16 protein-coding genes are annotated in these 18425 nt (G+C 70.8%); 2 read left to right on the top strand and 14 right to left on the bottom strand.

Annotation, left to right across the window (positions count from 1 at the left end; all coding sequences use genetic code 11):
* Nucleotides 1-7: 7 nt before the first annotated feature.
* The 4 genes from M3U25_RS16480 to glnA all read right to left on the bottom strand — a co-directional run bounded on the left by M3U25_RS16480 (nt 8) and on the right by glnA (nt 4906).
* A complete protein-coding gene (locus M3U25_RS16480; RefSeq protein ID WP_355502171.1) occupies nt 8-1045 on the bottom strand; it encodes an ATP-binding protein in 1038 nt (345 codons plus the stop codon).
* A 328-nt stretch (nt 1046-1373) separates the two neighbouring features.
* Nucleotides 1374-2813 (bottom strand): ammonium transporter, encoded by a 1440-nt coding sequence (amt, locus tag M3U25_RS16475; RefSeq protein WP_242159102.1) that lies wholly within the window; start codon nt 2811-2813, stop codon nt 1374-1376.
* A 19-nt stretch (nt 2814-2832) separates the two neighbouring features.
* Nucleotides 2833-3171, bottom strand: a complete 339-nt coding sequence (locus M3U25_RS16470) for a P-II family nitrogen regulator (protein ID WP_010341076.1) — start codon at nt 3169-3171, stop codon at nt 2833-2835.
* A 325-nt stretch (nt 3172-3496) separates the two neighbouring features.
* Nucleotides 3497-4906 carry a type I glutamate--ammonia ligase gene (glnA, locus tag M3U25_RS16465; RefSeq protein WP_242159101.1) on the bottom strand — a complete coding sequence of 470 codons (1410 nt, stop codon included), beginning with the start codon at nt 4904-4906 and terminating at the stop codon, nt 3497-3499.
* Nucleotides 4907-5132: 226 nt separating this feature from the next.
* On the opposite strand from glnA, the gene M3U25_RS16460 reads away from it, so the two are divergent.
* Nucleotides 5133-5924 carry an undecaprenyl-diphosphate phosphatase gene (locus tag M3U25_RS16460; RefSeq protein ID WP_010341074.1) on the top strand — a complete coding sequence of 264 codons (792 nt, stop codon included), beginning with the start codon at nt 5133-5135 and terminating at the stop codon, nt 5922-5924.
* 361 nt (nt 5925-6285) lie between these two features.
* On the opposite strand, the gene M3U25_RS16455 is transcribed toward M3U25_RS16460, so the two are convergent.
* The 9 genes from M3U25_RS16455 to M3U25_RS16415 all read right to left on the bottom strand — a co-directional run bounded on the left by M3U25_RS16455 (nt 6286) and on the right by M3U25_RS16415 (nt 15592).
* Nucleotides 6286-6897: a YbhB/YbcL family Raf kinase inhibitor-like protein gene (locus M3U25_RS16455; RefSeq protein ID WP_355502165.1), complete on the bottom strand. Its 612-nt coding sequence runs from the start codon at nt 6895-6897 to the stop codon at nt 6286-6288.
* A gap of 20 nt (nt 6898-6917) precedes the next feature.
* Entirely contained in the window at nt 6918-8993 is a 2076-nt protein-coding gene (locus tag M3U25_RS16450; RefSeq protein ID WP_355502162.1) for a tetratricopeptide repeat protein, read from the bottom strand.
* A 333-nt stretch (nt 8994-9326) separates the two neighbouring features.
* Nucleotides 9327-10319, bottom strand: coding sequence for an alpha/beta fold hydrolase (locus M3U25_RS16445; RefSeq protein ID WP_355502160.1), 993 nt, complete (start codon nt 10317-10319; stop codon nt 9327-9329).
* Nucleotides 10320-10386: 67 nt separating this feature from the next.
* A complete protein-coding gene (locus tag M3U25_RS16440; RefSeq protein WP_355502157.1) occupies nt 10387-11181 on the bottom strand; it encodes a lysophospholipid acyltransferase family protein in 795 nt (264 codons plus the stop codon).
* 104 nt (nt 11182-11285) lie between these two features.
* A complete protein-coding gene (locus M3U25_RS16435; protein WP_355502154.1) occupies nt 11286-11705 on the bottom strand; it encodes a hotdog fold thioesterase in 420 nt (139 codons plus the stop codon).
* A gap of 145 nt (nt 11706-11850) precedes the next feature.
* On the bottom strand, nt 11851-13845 hold the full coding sequence (locus tag M3U25_RS16430; protein WP_355502309.1) for a phospholipase D family protein: 1995 nt from the start codon (nt 13843-13845) through the stop codon (nt 11851-11853).
* Nucleotides 13846-13856: 11 nt separating this feature from the next.
* Nucleotides 13857-14369 (bottom strand): YceI family protein, encoded by a 513-nt coding sequence (locus tag M3U25_RS16425; protein ID WP_260114912.1) that lies wholly within the window; start codon nt 14367-14369, stop codon nt 13857-13859.
* A gap of 98 nt (nt 14370-14467) precedes the next feature.
* The gene (locus tag M3U25_RS16420; RefSeq protein ID WP_160947952.1) at nt 14468-14944 is read right to left on the bottom strand and encodes a histidine phosphatase family protein; all 477 of its coding nucleotides are present in this window, start codon (nt 14942-14944) and stop codon (nt 14468-14470) included.
* A 15-nt stretch (nt 14945-14959) separates the two neighbouring features.
* Nucleotides 14960-15592, bottom strand: coding sequence for a ParA family protein (locus M3U25_RS16415; RefSeq protein ID WP_160947918.1), 633 nt, complete (start codon nt 15590-15592; stop codon nt 14960-14962).
* Between the two features lie 127 nt (nt 15593-15719).
* On the opposite strand from M3U25_RS16415, the gene M3U25_RS16410 reads away from it, so the two are divergent.
* Nucleotides 15720-17213, top strand: coding sequence for an AAA family ATPase (locus tag M3U25_RS16410; protein ID WP_242159097.1), 1494 nt, complete (start codon nt 15720-15722; stop codon nt 17211-17213).
* Between the two features lie 226 nt (nt 17214-17439).
* Here M3U25_RS16410 and M3U25_RS16405 read toward each other — a convergent pair whose 3' ends face one another.
* Complete coding sequence (locus tag M3U25_RS16405) at nt 17440-18354, bottom strand: AEC family transporter (RefSeq protein ID WP_242159096.1); 915 nt, start codon at nt 18352-18354, stop codon at nt 17440-17442.
* Nucleotides 18355-18425: the final 71 nt, after the last annotated feature.

Below are 18425 nucleotides of genomic sequence, written 5' to 3'. Positions count from 1 at the left end.
AGTGCTCCTAATCGGTGTCCGCTGCGCGCTGCGGCAGCAGCAGGGTGAACACGGTGTGGCCGGGGCGGGAGCGGTAGGTCAGCGAGCCGGCATGCTCGCGCGCCACCTGCTGGGCCAGCGCCAGGCCCAGGCCGCTGCCCTCGGCGCGACCGCTGACCAGCGGCAGGAACAGGTGCTCGGCCAGTTCCTCGGGCACGCCACGGCCGTCGTCGACGATCTCCAGGCGCAGGCCGCGCACGTGCACGCGGTCGCCGACGCGCTGGCCGTGCTCGACGCGGGTGCGCAGGGTGACCTGCGCGGCGCCGGCCTGGATCGCGTTGCGCACCAGGTTCCACACCGCCTGGGTGAGGCGGTCGGCATCGCCGAGGAATTCGGGGATGCTGGGGTCGTAGTCGCGCTGCAGGCGCACCGACCAGCCGCCTTCGTTCTCGGCCAGGCGCAACACCCGCTCCAGCACCGCGTGGATGTTGAGCATGGCGTGCGGGCGCGCCGGCGCCGGCGACAGCAACTGGTCGAGCAGGCTGTTGAGGCGCTCGATCTCCGCGCCGATCAGTTCGATCAGTTCGCGCTCGTCCTCGTCGCGGTGCTGGGCGCGGCGCGCCAGCAGCTGGGCCGCGCCCTTGAGCCCGGCCAGCGGATTGCGCAATTCATGGGCCAGGCCCTTCAGCGCCGCGCTGAGCGCGTTCGGCAGGGCCTGCGCCGGGTCCAGCGTGGGGAATTCGTCGACCGGATGCGCTTCCAGCAGCCAGCCGCCGTCGTCCAGCCGCGACAGCCAGCCCTCGGCGAAGCGCGGGGGCTCGCCGGGCACGGCCAGGGCCATGCGGTGCAGGCGCAGCACGTCGCGCTCGTCGTTGCGCAGGAACCGCGCCAGCGCATCGCCCTGCACTTCCAGCGAGGCCAGCGGCTGGTCGAGCAGGCGCCGCACGCTGACCCCGAGCCAGCGCGCGAAGGCGGGGTTGGCGCCACGCAGGCGGCCGTCGGCATCGGCCCAGACCACCGGGGTGCCGAGGGCGGAAAGAGGGGGCGGCGTGGTGTTCATGGCCATTGCACCAATGTAGTGCAAAGCCAGGCAGGCGGCACGGGCGAGCGGCGTATGGCGCGGCCCCTGCCCTTGCGGGCGGCGCGGCGGGCGCCCGCCTGCGGACCGGTGGGCACTACTCCCCGGCCTTGCATCACGACGCAGCCAGGACTCTTGCGGAAAGCCGGGGGTGTGGCGAGGCGAATGGCCACGCGGAATACCTCGATCTTTTGAGAATGGCCGGCGCTTCCCCCCAGGAAGCGCCGGCGAAGGCCGCGGTCGCGAGGGCCGGCCACCAGCACCGGCCACACGCGCTGCGACAAGGCCCGCGACCGCCGCCGCGGGCCGGCGAACCTCAGGACTCGTAGGCGGATTCGCCATGCGAGGTGATGTCCAGACCCTCGCGCTCGGCGTCTTCCGGCACGCGCAGGCCGACCACCAGCTTGGCGATCAGGAAGCCGACCACCGAGACCACGCCGATCCAGCCGACGGTGATCAGCACGCCTTCGGCCTGCACCAGCACCTGGTGGCCCATGGTCACGCCCTCGGCGTAGCCCATGCCGCCCAGCGCCTTGTCGGTGAACACGCCGGTGAGGATCGCACCGACGATGCCGCCGACGCCGTGCACGCCGAACACGTCCAGGGTGTCGTCGGCATTGAGCAGCTTCTTCAGCCCGGTCACGCCCCACACGCAGATCACGCCGGCGGCCACGCCGATCGCGATGGCGCCGAACGGCCCCACGGTGCCGGCAGCCGGGGTGATGCCGACCAGGCCGGCGACCATGCCCGAGGCCACGCCCAGCGCCGAGGACTTGCCCTTGACCACCTTCTCGGTCAGCGACCAGGCCAGCACCGCCGCGGCGGTGGCCAGCAGGGTGTTGAGGAAGGCCAGCGCCGCGGTGGCATTGGCTTCCAGCGCCGAGCCGGCGTTGAAGCCGAACCAGCCCACCCACAGCAGCGAGGCGCCGACGAAGGTCAGGGTCACGTTGTGCGGTTTCAGCGCGGTGTGGCCGAAGCCCAGGCGCTTGCCGACGAAGTAGGAACCGACCAGGCCGGCCACGCCGGCGTTGATGTGGACCACGGTGCCGCCGGCGAAGTCCAGCGCGCCCTTGCCGAACAGGAAGCCCGGGGCCGACCACACCATGTGCGCCAGCGGCAGGTAGCCGAAGGTGAACCAGATGACCACGAACAGCAGCACCGCGGCGAACTTCACCCGCTCGGCGAAGGCGCCGACGATCAGCGCGCCGGTGATGCCGGCGAAGGTCAGCTGGAAGGCGACGAACACGTACTCCGGCAGCTTGAAGCCCTTGGAGAAGGTGTCGGCCAGCGTGGTGGTGTCGACCCCGGCCAGCAGCGCCTTGTGCAGCGTGCCGATGAACGGGCCGCCGTCGGCGAAGGCCAGGCTGTAGCCGTACACCACCCACAGCACCGCGATCAGCGAGAACACCACGCCGACCTGGATCAGCACCGACAGCACGTTCTTGGCGCGCACCATGCCGCCGTAGAACAGTGCCAGGCCGGGCACCACCATCAGCAGCACCAGCAGCGTGGAGGTGAGCATCCAGGCGACGTCGCCCTTGTCCACCACCGGCGCGGGCGTGGCCGCGGCCGGCGCGGCCGCCGGTGCGGGCGGCGGCGTCAGTTGTTCGGTGACCACGTCCGGCGTCGGCGCCGGGGTGACCTCGGCCTGGGCGAAGGCATTGCCGGGCACGCCGACCGCCATCGCGCTGACCAGCATCAGCATGCATACCGCGTAGAACCGGGCCTTCCACCCGGCAAACAGACCTGTCTTCATGAAGGGCTCCAAGGTGGGGTTAGAGCGCATCGGCGCCGATTTCGCCGGTACGGATGCGGACGACCTGCTCGATGGCGGTGACGAAGATCTTGCCGTCGCCGATCTTGCCGGTGCCGGCCGCGCCCTGGATCGCCTCGACCACGGCGTCCAGACGTTCGTCGGTCACCACGGTCTCGATCTTGATCTTGGGCAGGAAGTCGACGACGTATTCGGCACCGCGATACAACTCGGTGTGGCCCTTCTGCCGACCGAAGCCCTTGACCTCGGTGACGGTGATGCCGGACACCCCAGCCTGCGACAAGGCCTCGCGGACCTCGTCGAGCTTGAATGGCCGGATGATGGCGGTGATCAGTTTCATGCGCATACCCCGTTGGTGGAAGGAACCGGCCGCCGAAGGCCGACCGGCACTGGACCCATCGCCCGCGCCGCGAACGGTGCGGGTACTGCTGCGCGATGCGTTCCGTGGATCACGCCGTGGCCCACCGCACCCGAGGTGCGGCGGCGACGGCGACGTGGGAGGGAACGTGGCCCACGGCACGCAAGCGCTCTGTTGCGCGGTACATCCCCTGGACAATCGATGACGCGACCTGCGGCGCGGACCACCTGCGCGGCTCCCCAGCCGGGCAGGTGGCGGCGATGGCGAAGGAGGGAGGGGAAGCCTTCGCCATCGCCGCGCGTGGAACTCAGTTGGCGTAGTACAGCTGGTATTCCAGCGGGTGCGTGGCTGCGCGGAACTTGGTCACTTCCTGCATCTTCAGCGCGATGTAGCCGTCGATGAAGTCGTCGGTGAACACGCCGCCGGCCTTGAGGAACTCGCGGTCGGCATCCAGCGCTTCCAGCGCCTGGTCGAGGCTGGAACACACCTGCGGGATCTGCTTCTCCTCTTCCGGCGGCAGGTCGTACAGATCCTTGTCGCTGGGCGCGCCCGGGTCGATCTGGTTCTTGATGCCGTCCAGGCCGGCCATCATCAGCGCGGCGAAGGTCAGGTAGCCGGACTGCAGCGGATCCGGGAAACGGATCTCGATGCGGCGCGCCTTCGGGTTGGACACCCACGGAATGCGGCACGAGGCCGAACGGTTGCGCGCCGAGTAGGCCAGCATCACCGGCGCCTCGAAGCCCGGGACCAGGCGCTTGTAGCTGTTGGTGCCGGAGTTGGTGAAGGCGTTGATCGCCTTGGCGTGCTTGAAGATGCCGCCGATGTACCACAGCGCCATCTGCGACAGGCCGCCGTAGCCGTCGCCGGAGAACAGGTTGGTGCCGCCCTTGGCCAGCGACTGGTGCACGTGCATGCCCGAGCCGTTGTCGCCGACGATCGGCTTGGGCATGAAGGTCGCGGTCTTGCCGTTGCGGTAGGCGACGTTCTTGATGATGTACTTCAGCATCATCAGCTCGTCGGCCTTCTTCACCAGCGAGTTGAACTTGGTGCCGATCTCGCACTGGCCGGCGGTGGCCACTTCGTGGTGGTGCACTTCGACTTCGATGCCGACCTGCTCCAGGGTCTTGCACATCTCGGCGCGCAGGTCCTGCAGCGAGTCGGTCGGCGGCACCGGGAAGTAGCCGCCCTTGACCGCCGGACGGTAGCCGCTGTTGCCGCCTTCGAACTTGCTGCCGCTGCTCCAGGCCGCTTCTTCCGAATCGATCTTGAAGAAGGTGTGGCCCATCTCGTTGCCGAAGCGCACGCCGTCGAAGATGAAGAATTCCGGCTCCGGGCCGAAGAACGCCTGGTCGGCGATGCCGCTGGACTTGAGGTAGGCCTCGGCGCGCTTGGCCACGCCGCGCGGGTCGCGGCCGTAGCTCTGCATGGTGGCCGGGTCGAGGATGTCGCAGGTCAGCACCAGGGTCGGATCGGCCATGAACGGATCGACGAAGGCGGTGTCGGCGTCCGGCAGCAGGACCATGTCCGACTCGTTAATGCCCTTCCAGCCGGCGATCGAGCTGCCGTCGAACATCTTGCCTTCCTCGAACAGCGCCGGCTCGATGATGCTGACCGGGAAGGTGACGTGCTGCTGCACGCCGCGCATGTCGACGAAGCGCAGGTCGACGAACTCGATCTTGTTGTCCTTGACCAGCTTCTCAATAGTTTCCGCAGACATTCGATGCAACCTCGGGTTGTGAAGGGCGTGGGCGAGTATCAGCAATCGCCATGCCAAGCGTGTGGCACTCACAAGCCCTTGATTCTGCTGAAGCGTGCACGCAAACGATGCAAATGCACTGCACTTAAGTGGTGCATTTGCAGATGAACGCACCAAATCTGTGCACAAGGCGGATGCTCTATCCTTGCCCAGCTTCCCCCTCCCCCAAAACGCGACCCTCTCCTCCATGAGCGATCTGTTGTCGGCCCTGCTGCTGGGCATCATCGAAGGCCTGACCGAATTCCTGCCCATCTCCAGCACCGGGCACCTGTTGATCGCCGAGCGCTGGCTCGGCCACCGTTCGGACTTCTTCAACATCGTGATCCAGGCCGGCGCGATCCTGGCCACCACCCTCGTGTTCCGGCAGCGCCTGTGGGACCTGGCCACCGGCCTGGGCGACCGCGCCAACCGCGACTATGCGTTCAAGCTGGGCGCCGCCTTCCTGGTGACCGCGGTGGTCGGCCTGGTGGTGCGCAAGGCCGGCTGGCAGTTGCCCGACAGCGTGCAGCCGGTGGCCTGGGCGCTGGTGATCGGCGGCGTGTGGATGCTGGTGGCCGAGTACTTCGCCGCGCGCCTGCCGGAACGCGAGACGGTGACCTGGACGGTGGCCATCGCGGTCGGCCTGGCGCAGGTGGTGGCGGGCGTGTTCCCCGGCACCTCGCGGTCGGCGGCGACGATTTTCCTGGCGATGCTGCTGGGCCTGAGCAAGCGCTCGGCCGCGGCCGAGTTCGCCTTCCTGGTCGGCATCCCGACCATGTTCGCGGCCAGCGCCTACTCGTTCCTGGAGCTGTACAAGGACGGCGGCCTGGGCAGCGAGAACTGGGGCGACGTGGCGCTGGCCTTCGTCGCCTCGATGGTCACCGGCTTCGTGGTGGTGAAGTGGCTGCTGGGCTACATCAAGTCGCACCGTTTCACCGCCTTCGCGGTGTACCGCATCGTGCTGGGCGCGGCGCTGCTGCTGTGGCTGCCGGCGGCGTGAGGGGTCGAGTCCGCTAGGCGCTGCGCGCGCCGACCCTCACCCCCACCCCTCTCCCGGTGGGAGAGGGGCTCTAGCTTCTCCCTTCTCCCGCCAGGAGAAGGTGCCCCGCAGGGGCGGATGAGGGTGCGGGCGAAGCCGCGCAATGACAGTTTGCGAGGCGCTGCGCGCCCCGGACCCTCACCCCAACCCCTCTCCCGGTGGGAGAGGGGCTTTGGCTTCTCCCTTCTCCCCGCCGGGAGAAGGTGCCCCGCAGGGGCGGATGAGGGTACGGGCGAAGCCGCGCAATGACAGTTTGGCGAGGCGCTGCGCGCGCCGGACCCTCACCCCAACCCCTCTCCCGGTGGGAGAGGGGCTTTATGGCTCACTTCGCCGCTGGATTGAGGCTGTAGGTGCCATGCAGGCTGGCTTCGGCCAGCACGTGGCCTTGCATTGCGCGCAGGGCGTCGGCGGCGGTGAAGCGTGCCGGGACGTCCAGCCGCGCCACGTCCAGGGCGAACAGGCGGAAGAAATAGCGGTGCACGCGCAGGTCGTTGGCCGGCGGATACGGGCCGTCGTAGCCGTGGTAGTCGCCGCCCATCGCCGCGTCGCCGGCAAACCAGTCGGTGTAGCTGTTCAATCCCTGCCGCGCGCCCGCCAGGCCGGGCGGTTGCCGCTTGCCCTTGGGCACCACGCCGTCGCTGGCGCTGCCCTCGGCGATCTCGCGCAGGTCGGCCGGCAGGTCCACCGCCACCCAATGCACGAATTCGGTGCGCGGTTGTTCGACCGGGATCTGCACGTCGTCGCGGCCGACCATCTCGGCCACGGTCGGCACGTCCGGATCGACGCACAACAGCACGAAGGATTGAGTACCGGCCGGCACCGCGTCCCAGGCCAGGTGGGGGTTGCGGTTGCCGCCGAAGCCGTCGGCCTGGCCCATCGCGTAGGTCGCGGCGATGGGCTGACCCGGCTGGATGCTGTCACTGCGAAGACGCATGCGTGAATCTCCTTGGGGGATCAGGTTTCAGGGTAGCCAAGGCGGACCGCCACCGGCGTCAGCAGCGCGAAGGCGGCGGACAGCGGGGCGGCGTAGGCGCGCCAGTGGCCGGCGGCCAGGCGCGGCGGGCCGACCGTGGCGATAGTCGGGAACGGCATGCCGAACGCCTGCTCCAGCGCCGCCGCCACGCCAGCCGGATCGTGCTCGGTCCCGTCCAGGCGCACCAGGTGGTGCGGATACAGGTCCTGCTCGTGCAGGTCGGCGACCTGCGCCAGTACCGCGGCCAGCCACTGCGCGCCGGTCTCCGGCGAGGCCAGGCCCAGCGGCGCCGGGGCGCCGTTGGCCAGCCAGTCCAGCAACATGTCGCGCGGGTCGCGCAGCACCACCAGCAACCGCCCTTCCGGCAGGTGCGGGCGCAGCGCGCGCAGCAGCGCGTTGTCCCACCACAGCAGCCAGTCGACGATGTTGCCGTCGCCGACGCCGCGCGACGGCAGCTGCGCACGCCACTCGGCGACCAGCGCCGCACCGTCCAGGGCGCCGCTGTCCAGTTCCTCGACGCTGCGGAAGCGCTGCAGCCCGTCGGTCGGCGGCTGCGGGCCGAAGCGGTCACCGCGCAGCACCGGGCTGGCCGCGTCGATCACCGCAATCACCCGCTCCACGCCGCTGCCCGGGGGACCCCAGACGAACAGCGGGCGCGCCTGGTTCTGCGGGTCGACCGTGCCCAGCGGCGGCCACTGCGCCGGGGCCTGGCCCAGCGGCGGCAGCGGCAGGCGGTGCGGCAACTGTTCCTGCTGGAAGGCCACCCAGGTCGCCAACGCGTCTTCCGGGCGCCCGGCCGCATCCTGCACCGCCGCCAGCCACGGCCGCACCACGGTGCGGTCGTGTTCGGGCATGCGCTGCATCAGGCCGCGCACGTGGGCGATGGCGGCATCGTGCTCGCCGCGCTCCAGCAGCGCCTCGACCAGGCGTTCCTCGCCGCTGAGCCGGCCCGGTTCCAGCGCCACGATGCGCTGCGCCACGGCCTCGCCCTGGTCGCGCTCGCCGGCCATGTCGTGCACGCGCAGCTGCGCTTCCAGCGCCGGCACGTGCGCCGGCATCGCCGCCTGCCAGCGCGCGATCAGCGCGCGCGCCTCGGGGCCGCCCACCGGCTCCAGCGCCAGCCGCGCCAGCCACAGGTCGTGGGCGTCGGTGGTGGTGGCCAGCGCCGCTTCCAGGGTGGCGCGGGCGTCGTCGATCGTGCCCAGGCGCTGCCAGGCGATCAGCGCCGCGTGCAGGGTGCGGCGGTCGGCCGGGGCCACCGCCAGGGTGCGGCGCAGGTGGTCCAGCGCCTCGGCCGGACGATCGGCCTGCAGGGCGTACTCGCCGGCCAGCCGGCGCATGTTGGCGGTGTCGCCGGCCGGATCGGCCAGCACCGTTTCCAGCGCGGTGATGGCGTCGTCCAGGCGGCCCTGGCGGTAGGCCAGCTGCGCGACCAGCGCCATCATCGCCGCGCCGGTGCCCGGGGTCAGCGCGGCGACGCGGCGGAACGCGGTCTCGGCGAAGGCGAAGTGCTGCTTGTCCAGGTAGGCGAAACCCAGCGCGTAGAGCAGGCGAGGGTCGTCCGGCAGGGCATTGCTGGCGCGCGCCAGCAGCGCCAGCGCGCGGTCGGCGTCGCCGCGGCGCAGCGCCAGCATGCCGTCCACGCCGAGCAACTGCGGATGCTCCGGCCGCAGGCGCGCGGCGGTGCGGCTCAGCCGCTCCACTTCGTCCAGGTCGCCGCGGCCCAGCGCCAGGTGCGCGCGCATCACGTAGGCGAGGAATTCGTTGGGATCCAGCGCCGCGGTCTGCGCCAACGCATCCTCGGCCTGGGCCAGGTCGTTGGCGCTGACCAACATGCCGGCGTGCAGCAGGTGCAGGCTGGCGTCTTCCGGCGCCAGCGCGATCGCGCGGCCGATGCTGTCCAGGGCGGCGGCGGTGTCGCCGTGCTGCTGTTGCGCCAGCGCCAGCCAGCGGAAGGCCTGCGGGTCGTCGGCCGCCTCGGCGGCCCAGGTCTGGGCGAGACGCAGCGCGTCGGCGGTGTCCTGGCGGCGCAGGGCGTCGAGAATGGGCTGGTGCATGTGGGTCCGGCGTTGGGGCAAACCGGCATTGTAGCGGGAGCGTCGGCCTGCCCTGCGCGGGCGTCAGCGGCCACGCGGCGGGCGCGGCGGGCCCCGCTGGAAGCCGCTGTGCCGATCCTGCGCGGGGCGGAAGCGATGTGGTCGGCAAGGCGCGCCGCGCATGCCCGGCTGCGCAGACGAGCCGGTGTGCCGAGGCGCGCGACGCGGTGACGACGGTGATGCAGGAACGACGGAAGGCGCGTCGACACGTGTCGCGCTCGCGGGGGCGCGGGTGCGCCCACCCTGCCGAGCACCTGTCGCACGCCGGCGCGGGCGAGGTCGCCCGCTGGCCGGCTAGGCTTCCACCAACCCCTCGGTCAGCCGTTCGGCCACCCAGCGTTCGGCGAAGCCGTCGCCGCGCGCATTCTCGATGAAGCCGCAATGGCCGCCCCAGTGCGCGATCTCCAGCCGGGCCACCTCGGGCAGGCGCCAGTTGCGGAAGTCGTCCAGCGGGATCACCGGGTCGTCCTCGGCCATCAGGATGTCGGCCGGCACGCTCAGCCCGAGCAGGCGCTCGCCGGCGATGCAGTAGCTGTCGAAGTAGGCGTCCAGGCTGGCGAAGCCGGCATGGCGCTCGGCCAGCCAGGCCATCAGCCCGCGCATGTCCAGCGCCAGGGTGGCGTCGTCGTAGCCGTGGCGGTCGGGGAATAGTTCGCGCTTGCGCAACAGCGACTCGCGCCACTTTCGGCGGAAGTACCAGTCGTAGAACTGCGGGCCGTTCTCGATCCGCTGCATGGTGGTGGCCGGGTCCAGCAACGGGCACACCGCGGCGACGTGGCGCAGCGGCAGGCCCGCGGCCGGCGCGCGCAGGGCCAGGCGCAGGGCGAAGTTGCCGCCCAGCGAATAGCCGGCCGCCAGCAGGGTCGGCGCGGGGAAGCGCTGCCACAGGTCGCAGGCGGCGTTGACCACTTCGTCCAGGCGCTCGGAGTGGAACAGATCCACGTTGAGATGATGGGTGCCGCCGTGGTCACGGAAGTTCAGCCGGAACACCTGGTAGCCCAGCGCCAGCATCTTCGCCGCGGTCAGGCGCATGTAGCTGGAGTCGGCGCTGCCTTCCCAGCCGTGCAGCAGCAGCACGGTGCCGCGCGGCGGGGCGCCGGCCGGCACGCTGAGCCAGCCCTGCAGGCGCACGCCATCGCCGCCGTCGAGGATGTGCGAGGTGGTGGTGGCGCCGCTGGCGGCGAGCAGCTGTTCGCCACGGCGCACGCGCAGCAGGCTGGAACCCAGTACCGATTGGACGTGCGGGTTGCGCAGCCAGCGTGGGGGGGAGTAATCGGTCGCGTTCATGGGCCGCCAGCTTGCACCCGCCGATTGGAGTAATCGGTCAAGCGCGTCAGGATCGGTGTCCCGGTGTTCAGGGTTGTGCCATCGCCGTGACGATGCGCGCGCGCGAGGTCTCGGCGATGCGCCGACGCCCCTCCACGTCCTGCAGCCGGATCGGCTCCAGGAAATGCACCTCGGCCACCCGCCCCGGCTCGCCGAGCAGGCGCAGGAAGTTGGCGAAGAAACTCTCGTGCGGGCCGAAGGCGACGATCTGCTGCGCGGAGCCGCCGGCGCCGTAGCGCAGGGCCACCGGCTGCACCGCCACCTCGGCCTCGACCGCGGCCTGGAAGATGCGCGCGTGGAACGGCCCGACGTCCTGGCCACCGCGGGTGCGCCCTTCCGGGAACACGCCGACCGAGCACCCGGAGCGCAGCCGCTCCAGCATCGCCTGCAGCACCCCGCCCAGCGACTCGGTGCTGCCGCGCTGGTGGAAGATGGTCTGCCCGCGTGCGGCCAGCCAGCCGACCAGCGGCCAGCCGGCGATCTCGCGCTTGGCGACGAAGCCCATCATGCGCTGACTGTGCAGCATCACGATGTCGATCCAGCTGACGTGGTTGGCGACGAACAGCACCGGATTGGGCAGCGGCGCGCCGATGCGGCGCACGCGCAGGCCGAAGATGCGCAGCAACCAGGTCGACCACCAGCAGACCATGCGGTCGCCGAAGGACTCGGTGCCGGCACGGCCGGGCGACAGCGCCATGCACACCAGCAGGAACGGCAGCGACAACAGCACATGCAACGCCAGCAGCGGCACGCGGTAGCCGTAACGAACCCAGCGCAGCGCCCCACCGTATTGGCGCATGGCGGGTGGGGAGAACTCGCTCATTCGGATAAGGGTACCGGAAGCGAGGGCCTAGCGGAGAATTGTGTCAGCCCGAAGACGCCGCCGCGGCAGCGCGCGCCACGGCGGGGTTCAGCCATCGACCGGGCTCAGCCGCGATTGACCACCGCCAGGGTCAACCGCGACACGCACACCGGCTTGCCTGCCGCGTCCTCGATGTGGATTTCCCACACCTGGGTGCTGCGGCCCACGTGCAGCGGCCGCGCGGTGCCGGTGACCACGCCGCTGCGCGCGGCGCGCAGGTGGTTGGCGTTGATCTCCAGGCCCACGCAGATGCGCCCCGGCTCCACGCACAGGTTGCCGGCGGTGCTGCCCAGGCTCTCGGCCAGCACCACCGACGCACCGCCGTGCAGCAGCCCGTACGGCTGCCGCGTGCGCGCGTCCACCGGCATCGTCGCCCGCAGCCAGTCCGGCCCGGCCTCGGTAAAGACGATGCCCAGGTGCGCGATCAGGGTGTCGCGGCAATCGGCGTTGAGGGCGGCAAGATCGGCAGGTGCGCGAAAGGACATTGGGAGGCCGGGATTGGGGATTCGGGAGTGGGGATGGGCAACAGCGGCATCCCCTGCACTGACATTATCGCGCCTGCACGGGGCATCCGGTCGCGGGGGATCTGCTTTTACGAATCCCCAATCCCGAATCCCCACTCCCGGCGACTCAAAGAATCGGCACCAGCCCCGAGCCGAACGCGGTCAACATGCGCACCAGCAGCCACTTGGGGCCGACGTTGACCTCGGGGAAATCGCCGACCGCCTTGTAGCAGCGGTGGAAGCCGGGATCGCGCCGGGTCAGCGGCGCCGGGCAGTCGGGGCCGGGCTGGAAATCGTAGTCGGTGGCGTAGCGCCATGGCCAGAAGTCCAGCACCGGCAGCGCCTCGGAGACCTTGCCCATGCTGTAGTTCAGGCCCGACAGCACCGGCGGCTTGACCCGCGGCGCCACCACCCAGGAATTCTCCGGCTCGATGTCGCGGCCGATGCTGGCCGCCAGCGCCTGCGCGAACGCCGGATCGTCGACGATCACCGCGCCTTCGGTGTTGTAGGTCTCGCTGCGCGGGTCGAAGTTGTGGGTGCCGATCACGCCGACGCGGCGGTCCACCACCAGCGACTTGGCGTGCAGGCCCATGCGCGCGCCCTCGCGGGTCACCGGCAACGGCCGGTTGGCGATGCGCCGGCTCAAGTAGGACGGGCGGGTCTCGGTGCGCAGCACGCGACGCTCGACCTGGCTGCCGTCGCCGCGGCCGCCGGATGGCCCACCACTGCCGCTGCCGAGCAGCGAACTGCGCCCGGCGGCGCTGCCGCCCAGCAGCGTGTTGCGCCCGCTGCGCGTATCGCCGCCGCTTTCGCCGCTGGCCGGCGCGGACGGCAGCTCGCCCTGCAGCGGTGCCGGCAGCAGGTTGGCGTAGTCCACCGGCGCGTCCAGCGGGAATGGCTTGTACTCGTAGATGTCGAAGCCGAGCTCGCGCAGGTTGCGGCGCTTGTACTTGTAGGACAGCGCGTACACCACCGGGTTGTCGGTGGCCGCCAGACTGTTGGTGGCCACCACCACGCGCGGCGGCGGGGTGCGCTTGCGCAGGTCGCGGAAGATCTCCTGCGCCGGGTCCGACAGCACCAGGTACGGCGTCTGCAGGATGATCTCCTCGCGCGCCTCGGCGATCAGCCGGTCGAGCTTGGGCGCGGTGGAAATGGCCTTGGGGCCGTGCTCGCGGCGGTGCTTCTGCGGCAGGTCGGCGACGTAGTCCACGTGCTTGACCGGCAAGGCCGGCAGCACGAAGGCATTCTCCACAAAGGCCGGATCGGCCGCTTCCTCGCTGACCCGCTGCACCCGCTCCGGGCGCAGGAACTGCGCCGGCGGCATCGCCGGCACGCCCTCGCGCAGCAGCAGCTTGCCGACGTCGTTGAGCCGTGCCACCGGCACGCTGCGTCGCGCCGCCCAGTACGCATCGAAGTTGGCGGCCATCGACCGCGCCACGGGACCGGCGACCAGCACGTCGCGGTCGCGGAAGTTGTACTCGGCGTCCCAGTCGTAGTAATCGTCCTGGTAGTTGCGCCCGCCGACCACGCCGATCGCATCGTCGATCACCAGCAGCTTGTTGTGCATGCGCTGGTTGAAGCGGCGGAAGCAGCACAGCACGCTGGCCGCGTAGTGGAAGTAGTTGGGCTTGGCCAGGCCGAAGGTGGGGTTGTAGATGCGCAGCGAGAAGTTCTCGTGCGCGCCGGCCAGCGCGCCGAGGATCTGCAGGTCGGAGATCGCCGAGAGCTGGTCGATCAGCACCCGCACCTTGACCCCGCGCCGCGCCGCGGCCAGCAGCTCGTCCATCACCAGCCGTGCGCTGTCGTCCTTGTCGAAGATGTAGGTCTGCAGGTCGATGCTGCGGCTGGCGCTGCGGATCAGGTTGACCCGCGCCACCAGCGCCTCTTCGCCATGGTCGAGGATGGTGGCGTAATGCCGCGGCGCGCCGTCGCCGGACTGGGCGAAGGCCTTGCCGGCCAGCCCGCGCAGCGGCGAGGCCAGCGCGCAGTGGTCCCCGCGCGTGCAGTCGACCTGGCGGTCGCGCGCGGCTTCGGCGATCGCCACGGCACGACCGTGCTGCGCCTGCGACAGGCTCGCGCAGCCGCTGCCGAGCAGCAGCGCCACCACCACCAGCACCCGCATCAGCCGCGATGTCACCGAGGGGCCGCCTCGGTCAGGCGTGCGCGCAGCACGAACGTGACCCGGTCGCTCAAGGCCAGATCCCACTTGTCCATTCCGTAACGTCCACGCAATACCGTACCGCGGCTGATGACATCGCAATCATAGCCTGGGCGGGTGCATGCGGCCGGCATGACGGTCAGCGTCTCGGCGTGGCTGATCCCGCGGATGCTCAACGTGCCAGGCACCGGCCCGCCCTTGCCCAGCACCTGCGGCGAGAACGGCTGCGAGTCGAAGGACACGGTGGGGTAGCGTGGCGCGTCGAAGAAATCCTCGCCGCGCATCCAGCCGGTGTAGCGCGGCTTGCCGGGAATCTCCACGTAGGCGGTGAACAGGCGCAGGTGCACCTGGTGGCGCCCATCGGGCAGCACGTGCACGGTGCCCTCGTAGCGCGGGAAGAAGCCTTCGATGCGTTGGCCGAAGCGGGTCCGGATCTCGAACCCGAAGCGCGACTGCGCCGGGTCCAGGCCATACTCGCCGGGCGCCAGCGGCGCAGGCGTGACCTGCGCATGGACGGTGGCGCACCACAGACACAACGGCAGCAGCGCGGCGCACAGCGCCGGCCGCAGGGACCTGCGCAGCGCGCTCAGGGCCACCAGAACGCGGTCAACCGCGCCACGCCCGGCTCGATCGCCGCGTCGTGCGGCACCCCGAGCACGGCGACGCTGGCGGTGGGCATGCCGCGGTAGTCGCCGGACTGGCCGCTGTGCATCAGCGCCGCCAGCCGCTCCAGGCCCGGGTTGTGGCCGACCAGCAGCAGCCGCTCGACGTCGCGGTGGCCATCCAGCAGATCGGCCAGGGTGCCGGAGGTGGCCTCGTAGATGCGCGGCTCCAGGCGCTGCTCGACGTAGCCGGTCAGGCCCAGCACCGCCTCCAGGGTCTCGCGCGCGCGCCGCGCCGGCGAACACAGCACCCGGTCCGGCACCAACCGCTGCTCCAGCAGCCAGCGCCCGGCCGCTTCGGCCTCGGCCAGGCCGTGCGGGGACAGCGGCCGGTCGAAATCGGCCTGGCCGGTGTCGGCCGGTTCGGCGTGGGCATGGCGCAGCAGGATCACTTCTCGCAAAACGATGGTCATCGGTCAGGCCTTCTTGAGCCACTTGAGCAACGGTTCCCAGTCCTGCTGATGGTCGCGGACCTGGACGGAGTGGTAATCGAACAGGCTGCGGCCCAGCCCCACCAGCACCACGTAGGCCTGGCTGTCGCGCAGTTGCGCCACCACCGGGTAGGGCCAGTCGGCGAGCATCTGCAGCGCCTGCTGGGTGGCATTGGTCCAGGGCTTGCTGCGGTTGAGCACCAGCCCGACCGGCAGCTTGCGCTGATGCACCCGCGGCACCTTGGCCAGGGTGTTGAGGAAGCCGACGGTGGCGTCGATGTCCAGCGCCGACGGCATCACCGGCACCACCACCGCGTCGGCCTCCTCGAGGAAGTGGCCCAGATCCTCGGCCATGGCGCCGGCGGCGGCGTCGACGATCACCCGCTGCGCATCGTCGGGCAGGGCCGCGCGCCAGCTGCGCTTGCGGCTGGCGTCGATCGGCAGCACCGCGCTGTCCAGCCCGGCGCGGCGTTCGGCCCAGCGGGTCGAGGAGCCCTGCGGATCGGCATCGGCCAGCACCGTGCGCTTGCCGGCCAGCGCGTAGGACGCCGCCAGGTGCGTGGCGACCGTGGTCTTGCCCACGCCGCCCTTGGAGCCGGCCACCAGGATCGTCTTCATGCACGCCTCGCTTCCGGGGGAAGAAGCCGGAGCGTACACCGGCCCTACGTCAGCCGGTAGTCAACGCGCAGCACGCCGCCCGCCGCCGGGCTTGCTATCGTGGCGGCCCCCTTCGGCCTCCAATGCCATGAGCGAATTGCAGGACCTGGTCGCGCTGATCCGCGCCAACACGCCCCTGATCGTGATCGAGACGCAGGAGGAGGCGCGCATCGTCGACCTGTTCCGGCAGGCCTTGATGCAGGTCTGGCGCGCCCTGCACCGCTGGTCGATCACCGAGGGCCTGCGCCGCATCGACCTGGACCGCGAGGACCCGCCGAGCGGGCCGCCGGACGCCAGCGCGGTGCTGCAGGCGATCAAGCAGGCCGATCAGCGCGGCATCTACCTGTTGCTCGACGTCACCCCGTACCTGGGCTATGCCAGCCACCAGCGCCTGCTGCGCGACATCGTCGAGCGCCGCCATTGCCAGCCGCACGTGCTGGTGCTGATCGGCACGCGCATCGAACTGCCGCCCGAACTCGAGGCGCTGGCCACCCGCTTCAATCCGCGCCTGCCCGATGCCAACGCGCTGCTGAAGATGGTGCAGGAGGAAGCGCAGGGCTACGCGCGCGAATTCGGCGGACGCCGGGTCGAGGTCGACGGCGAGGCGGTCAAGCAGATCCTGCGCAACCTGCGCGGGCTCAGCCTGATCGATGCGCGGCGCATCGCCCGCCAACTGATCTACGCCGACGGCGCGCTCACCGCATCCGACCTGCCGCAACTGGCCAAGCTCAAGTTCGAACTGCTCAACCGCAGCGGCCACCTGCAGTACGACAACGATGCCACGCGCTTCGAGGACGTGGCCGGTGCGCGCCGGCTCAAGCAGTGGATCGCGCAGCGCCGCGCGGTGTTCGCCGGCACCGCACCGCCGGGGCTGGACCCGCCCAAGGGCGTGCTGCTGCTCGGCGTGCAGGGCTGCGGCAAGTCGATGCTGGCCAAGGCCACCGCGGCCGGGTTCGGCGTGCCGCTGCTGCGCCTGGACATGGGCGCGCTGTATGCCAAGTACCACGGCGAGACCGAGAAGAACCTGCGCGACGCGCTGGCCGCGGTCGAGCAACTGGCGCCGTGCGTGCTGTGGATGGACGAGATCGAGAAGGGCCTGGCCAGCGGCGGCGAGGACGGCGGCGTGTCGCGGCGCGTGCTCGGCACGCTGCTGACCTGGATGGCCGAACGCGGCAACGCCGACGGCAGCGCCGGGGTGTTCATCGTCGCCACCGCCAACCAGGTGCACGAGCTGCCGGCGGAACTGCTGCGCAAGGGCCGCTTCGACGAGATCTTCTTCGTCGACCTGCCCGATCCGCAGGCCCGGGTGGAGCTGTTGCGCCTGCACCTGACCCGGCGGCAACTGCACGCGGATGCGTTCGCGCTGTCGGCGCTGGCCGCGGCGGCGGACGGGTTTTCCGGTGCGGAGATCGAGCAAGCGATCGTCTCCGGGCTGTACGCCGCGCACGCCGAACAGCGGCCGCTGGACACCGAACTGCTGATGCAGGAGATCCGCGGCACCCGGCCGCTGTCAGTGCTGATGGCCGAACAGGTGCAGGCGCTGCGCAGTTGGGCCAGCGGGCGGACGGTGCCGGCGGATTAGCGGCGGGCGGTGGGCGAGATCGGGTGATGCCGCAGTACGAGGCTGGGCCCGACCCTCACCCCAACCCCTCTCCCGGGGAGAGAGGGGCTAGCGGCTTCTCCCTTCTCCCATCGGGAGAAGGTGCCCCGCAGGGGCGGATGAGGGTACGGAGGCGCACGCAATGCCGACGAAGCGCCGCCCTTCCGCCCCGACGCCATGCCGCGCGACGCCAGGCGTCGCGCCGCCACTACCGCAACGCCCCCAACACCCACGCCCAGGCCGGCAAGGTGACCAGCGACAGCAGGATGCCGTAGCCGACCAGGGCCGCGGCCAGTCGCGGGGCGAGGCGATGCGAGATCGCCAGCAGCGCGGCGGTGATCATGGTCGGCATCGCCGACTCCAGCACGTTGGCCTGCAGCGCCTGCCCGCGCAGGCCCAGCGCCAACGACAGCGGCCAGGCCAGGGCGGGCAACAGCAGCAGCTTCAAGACCAGGCCAGCGGCGAGCGGCGCCAGTTCCTCGCGCGGCAGCCGCAACTGGATCGAGAAGCCCACCGCCAGCATCACCAGCGGCAGCATCGCGTCGGCCAGGTGCTGCAGGCCGGAGGCGATCCAGGCCGGCGGCTGCGCCGGCATCAGGGTCAGCGCGAACGCCAGCGCCCACAGCGGCGGGAAACGCGCCATGCGTAACAAGGTCTGCCGCGGCGACGGCGGCGCCTCGCCGCTGTAGCGCGCCAGCACGTACAGGCCGAAGCTGGACAGCAGCACGAAGGTGCCGAACTGGTCGTAGACCACCGCATACGGCAAGGCCGCTTCGCCGAGCAGTGCGCGCACCATCGGGTAGCCGATGAAGCTGGAATTGGCCAGCGCCACGCACAGCAGCAGCACCGCCTGCTGCTCGCGGCGCAGCCGCAGCGGCCCGCGCAAGGCCAGCATCGCCAGCACGCTCACGCCGGTCAGCAGCCATGGGGTCAGCATCAGCCCGAGCAGGTCCAGGTTGAACTGCAGGCGCGGCACGTAGATCAGCACCGAGGCGGGCAGGCACAGGTACAGCACCACGCCGTTGAGCACTTCGGTGGTGTTGGCCGGCAATACGCGCAGGCGCGCGAACAGCTTGCCGAGCGCCAGCATGGCCAGAATCAGGGCAAAGGCATCGAAGGCCATCGCGACAACGCAACTCGACGAGAATCGGCCCGCATCATCGCATGCGCTGTGTGGACGCGATGGAGGCGCGG

Source organism: Xanthomonas sp. PPL134 (assembly GCF_040595915.1).
GTDB classification, from domain to species: Bacteria; Pseudomonadota; Gammaproteobacteria; order Xanthomonadales; family Xanthomonadaceae; genus Xanthomonas_A; species Xanthomonas_A indica.
The sequence above is the reverse complement of the archived record's forward strand: the minus strand, read 5'-3'. Positions and strand labels throughout refer to the sequence as shown.

What these genes read in the sequence shown, in the direction of transcription:
- M3U25_RS16435 (WP_355502154.1), bottom strand. Translation starts at nt 11,705, where the DNA reads ATGTCCTTTCGCGCACCTGCCGATCTTGCCGCCCTCAACGCCGATTGC.
- amt (WP_242159102.1), bottom strand. Translation starts at nt 2,813, where the DNA reads ATGAAGACAGGTCTGTTTGCCGGGTGGAAGGCCCGGTTCTACGCGGTA.
- M3U25_RS16455 (WP_355502165.1), bottom strand. Translation starts at nt 6,897, where the DNA reads ATGCGTCTTCGCAGTGACAGCATCCAGCCGGGTCAGCCCATCGCCGCG.
- M3U25_RS16470 (WP_010341076.1), bottom strand. Translation starts at nt 3,171, where the DNA reads ATGAAACTGATCACCGCCATCATCCGGCCATTCAAGCTCGACGAGGTC.
- M3U25_RS16480 (WP_355502171.1), bottom strand. Translation starts at nt 1,045, where the DNA reads ATGGCCATGAACACCACGCCGCCCCCTCTTTCCGCCCTCGGCACCCCG.
- M3U25_RS16440 (WP_355502157.1), bottom strand. Translation starts at nt 11,181, where the DNA reads ATGAGCGAGTTCTCCCCACCCGCCATGCGCCAATACGGTGGGGCGCTG.
- M3U25_RS16450 (WP_355502162.1), bottom strand. Translation starts at nt 8,993, where the DNA reads ATGCACCAGCCCATTCTCGACGCCCTGCGCCGCCAGGACACCGCCGAC.
- M3U25_RS16430 (WP_355502309.1), bottom strand. Translation starts at nt 13,845, where the DNA reads ATGCGGGTGCTGGTGGTGGTGGCGCTGCTGCTCGGCAGCGGCTGCGCG.
- M3U25_RS16410 (WP_242159097.1), top strand. Translation starts at nt 15,720, where the DNA reads ATGAGCGAATTGCAGGACCTGGTCGCGCTGATCCGCGCCAACACGCCC.
- M3U25_RS16460 (WP_010341074.1), top strand. Translation starts at nt 5,133, where the DNA reads ATGAGCGATCTGTTGTCGGCCCTGCTGCTGGGCATCATCGAAGGCCTG.
- M3U25_RS16415 (WP_160947918.1), bottom strand. Translation starts at nt 15,592, where the DNA reads ATGAAGACGATCCTGGTGGCCGGCTCCAAGGGCGGCGTGGGCAAGACC.
- glnA (WP_242159101.1), bottom strand. Translation starts at nt 4,906, where the DNA reads ATGTCTGCGGAAACTATTGAGAAGCTGGTCAAGGACAACAAGATCGAG.
- M3U25_RS16405 (WP_242159096.1), bottom strand. Translation starts at nt 18,354, where the DNA reads ATGGCCTTCGATGCCTTTGCCCTGATTCTGGCCATGCTGGCGCTCGGC.
- M3U25_RS16445 (WP_355502160.1), bottom strand. Translation starts at nt 10,319, where the DNA reads ATGAACGCGACCGATTACTCCCCCCCACGCTGGCTGCGCAACCCGCAC.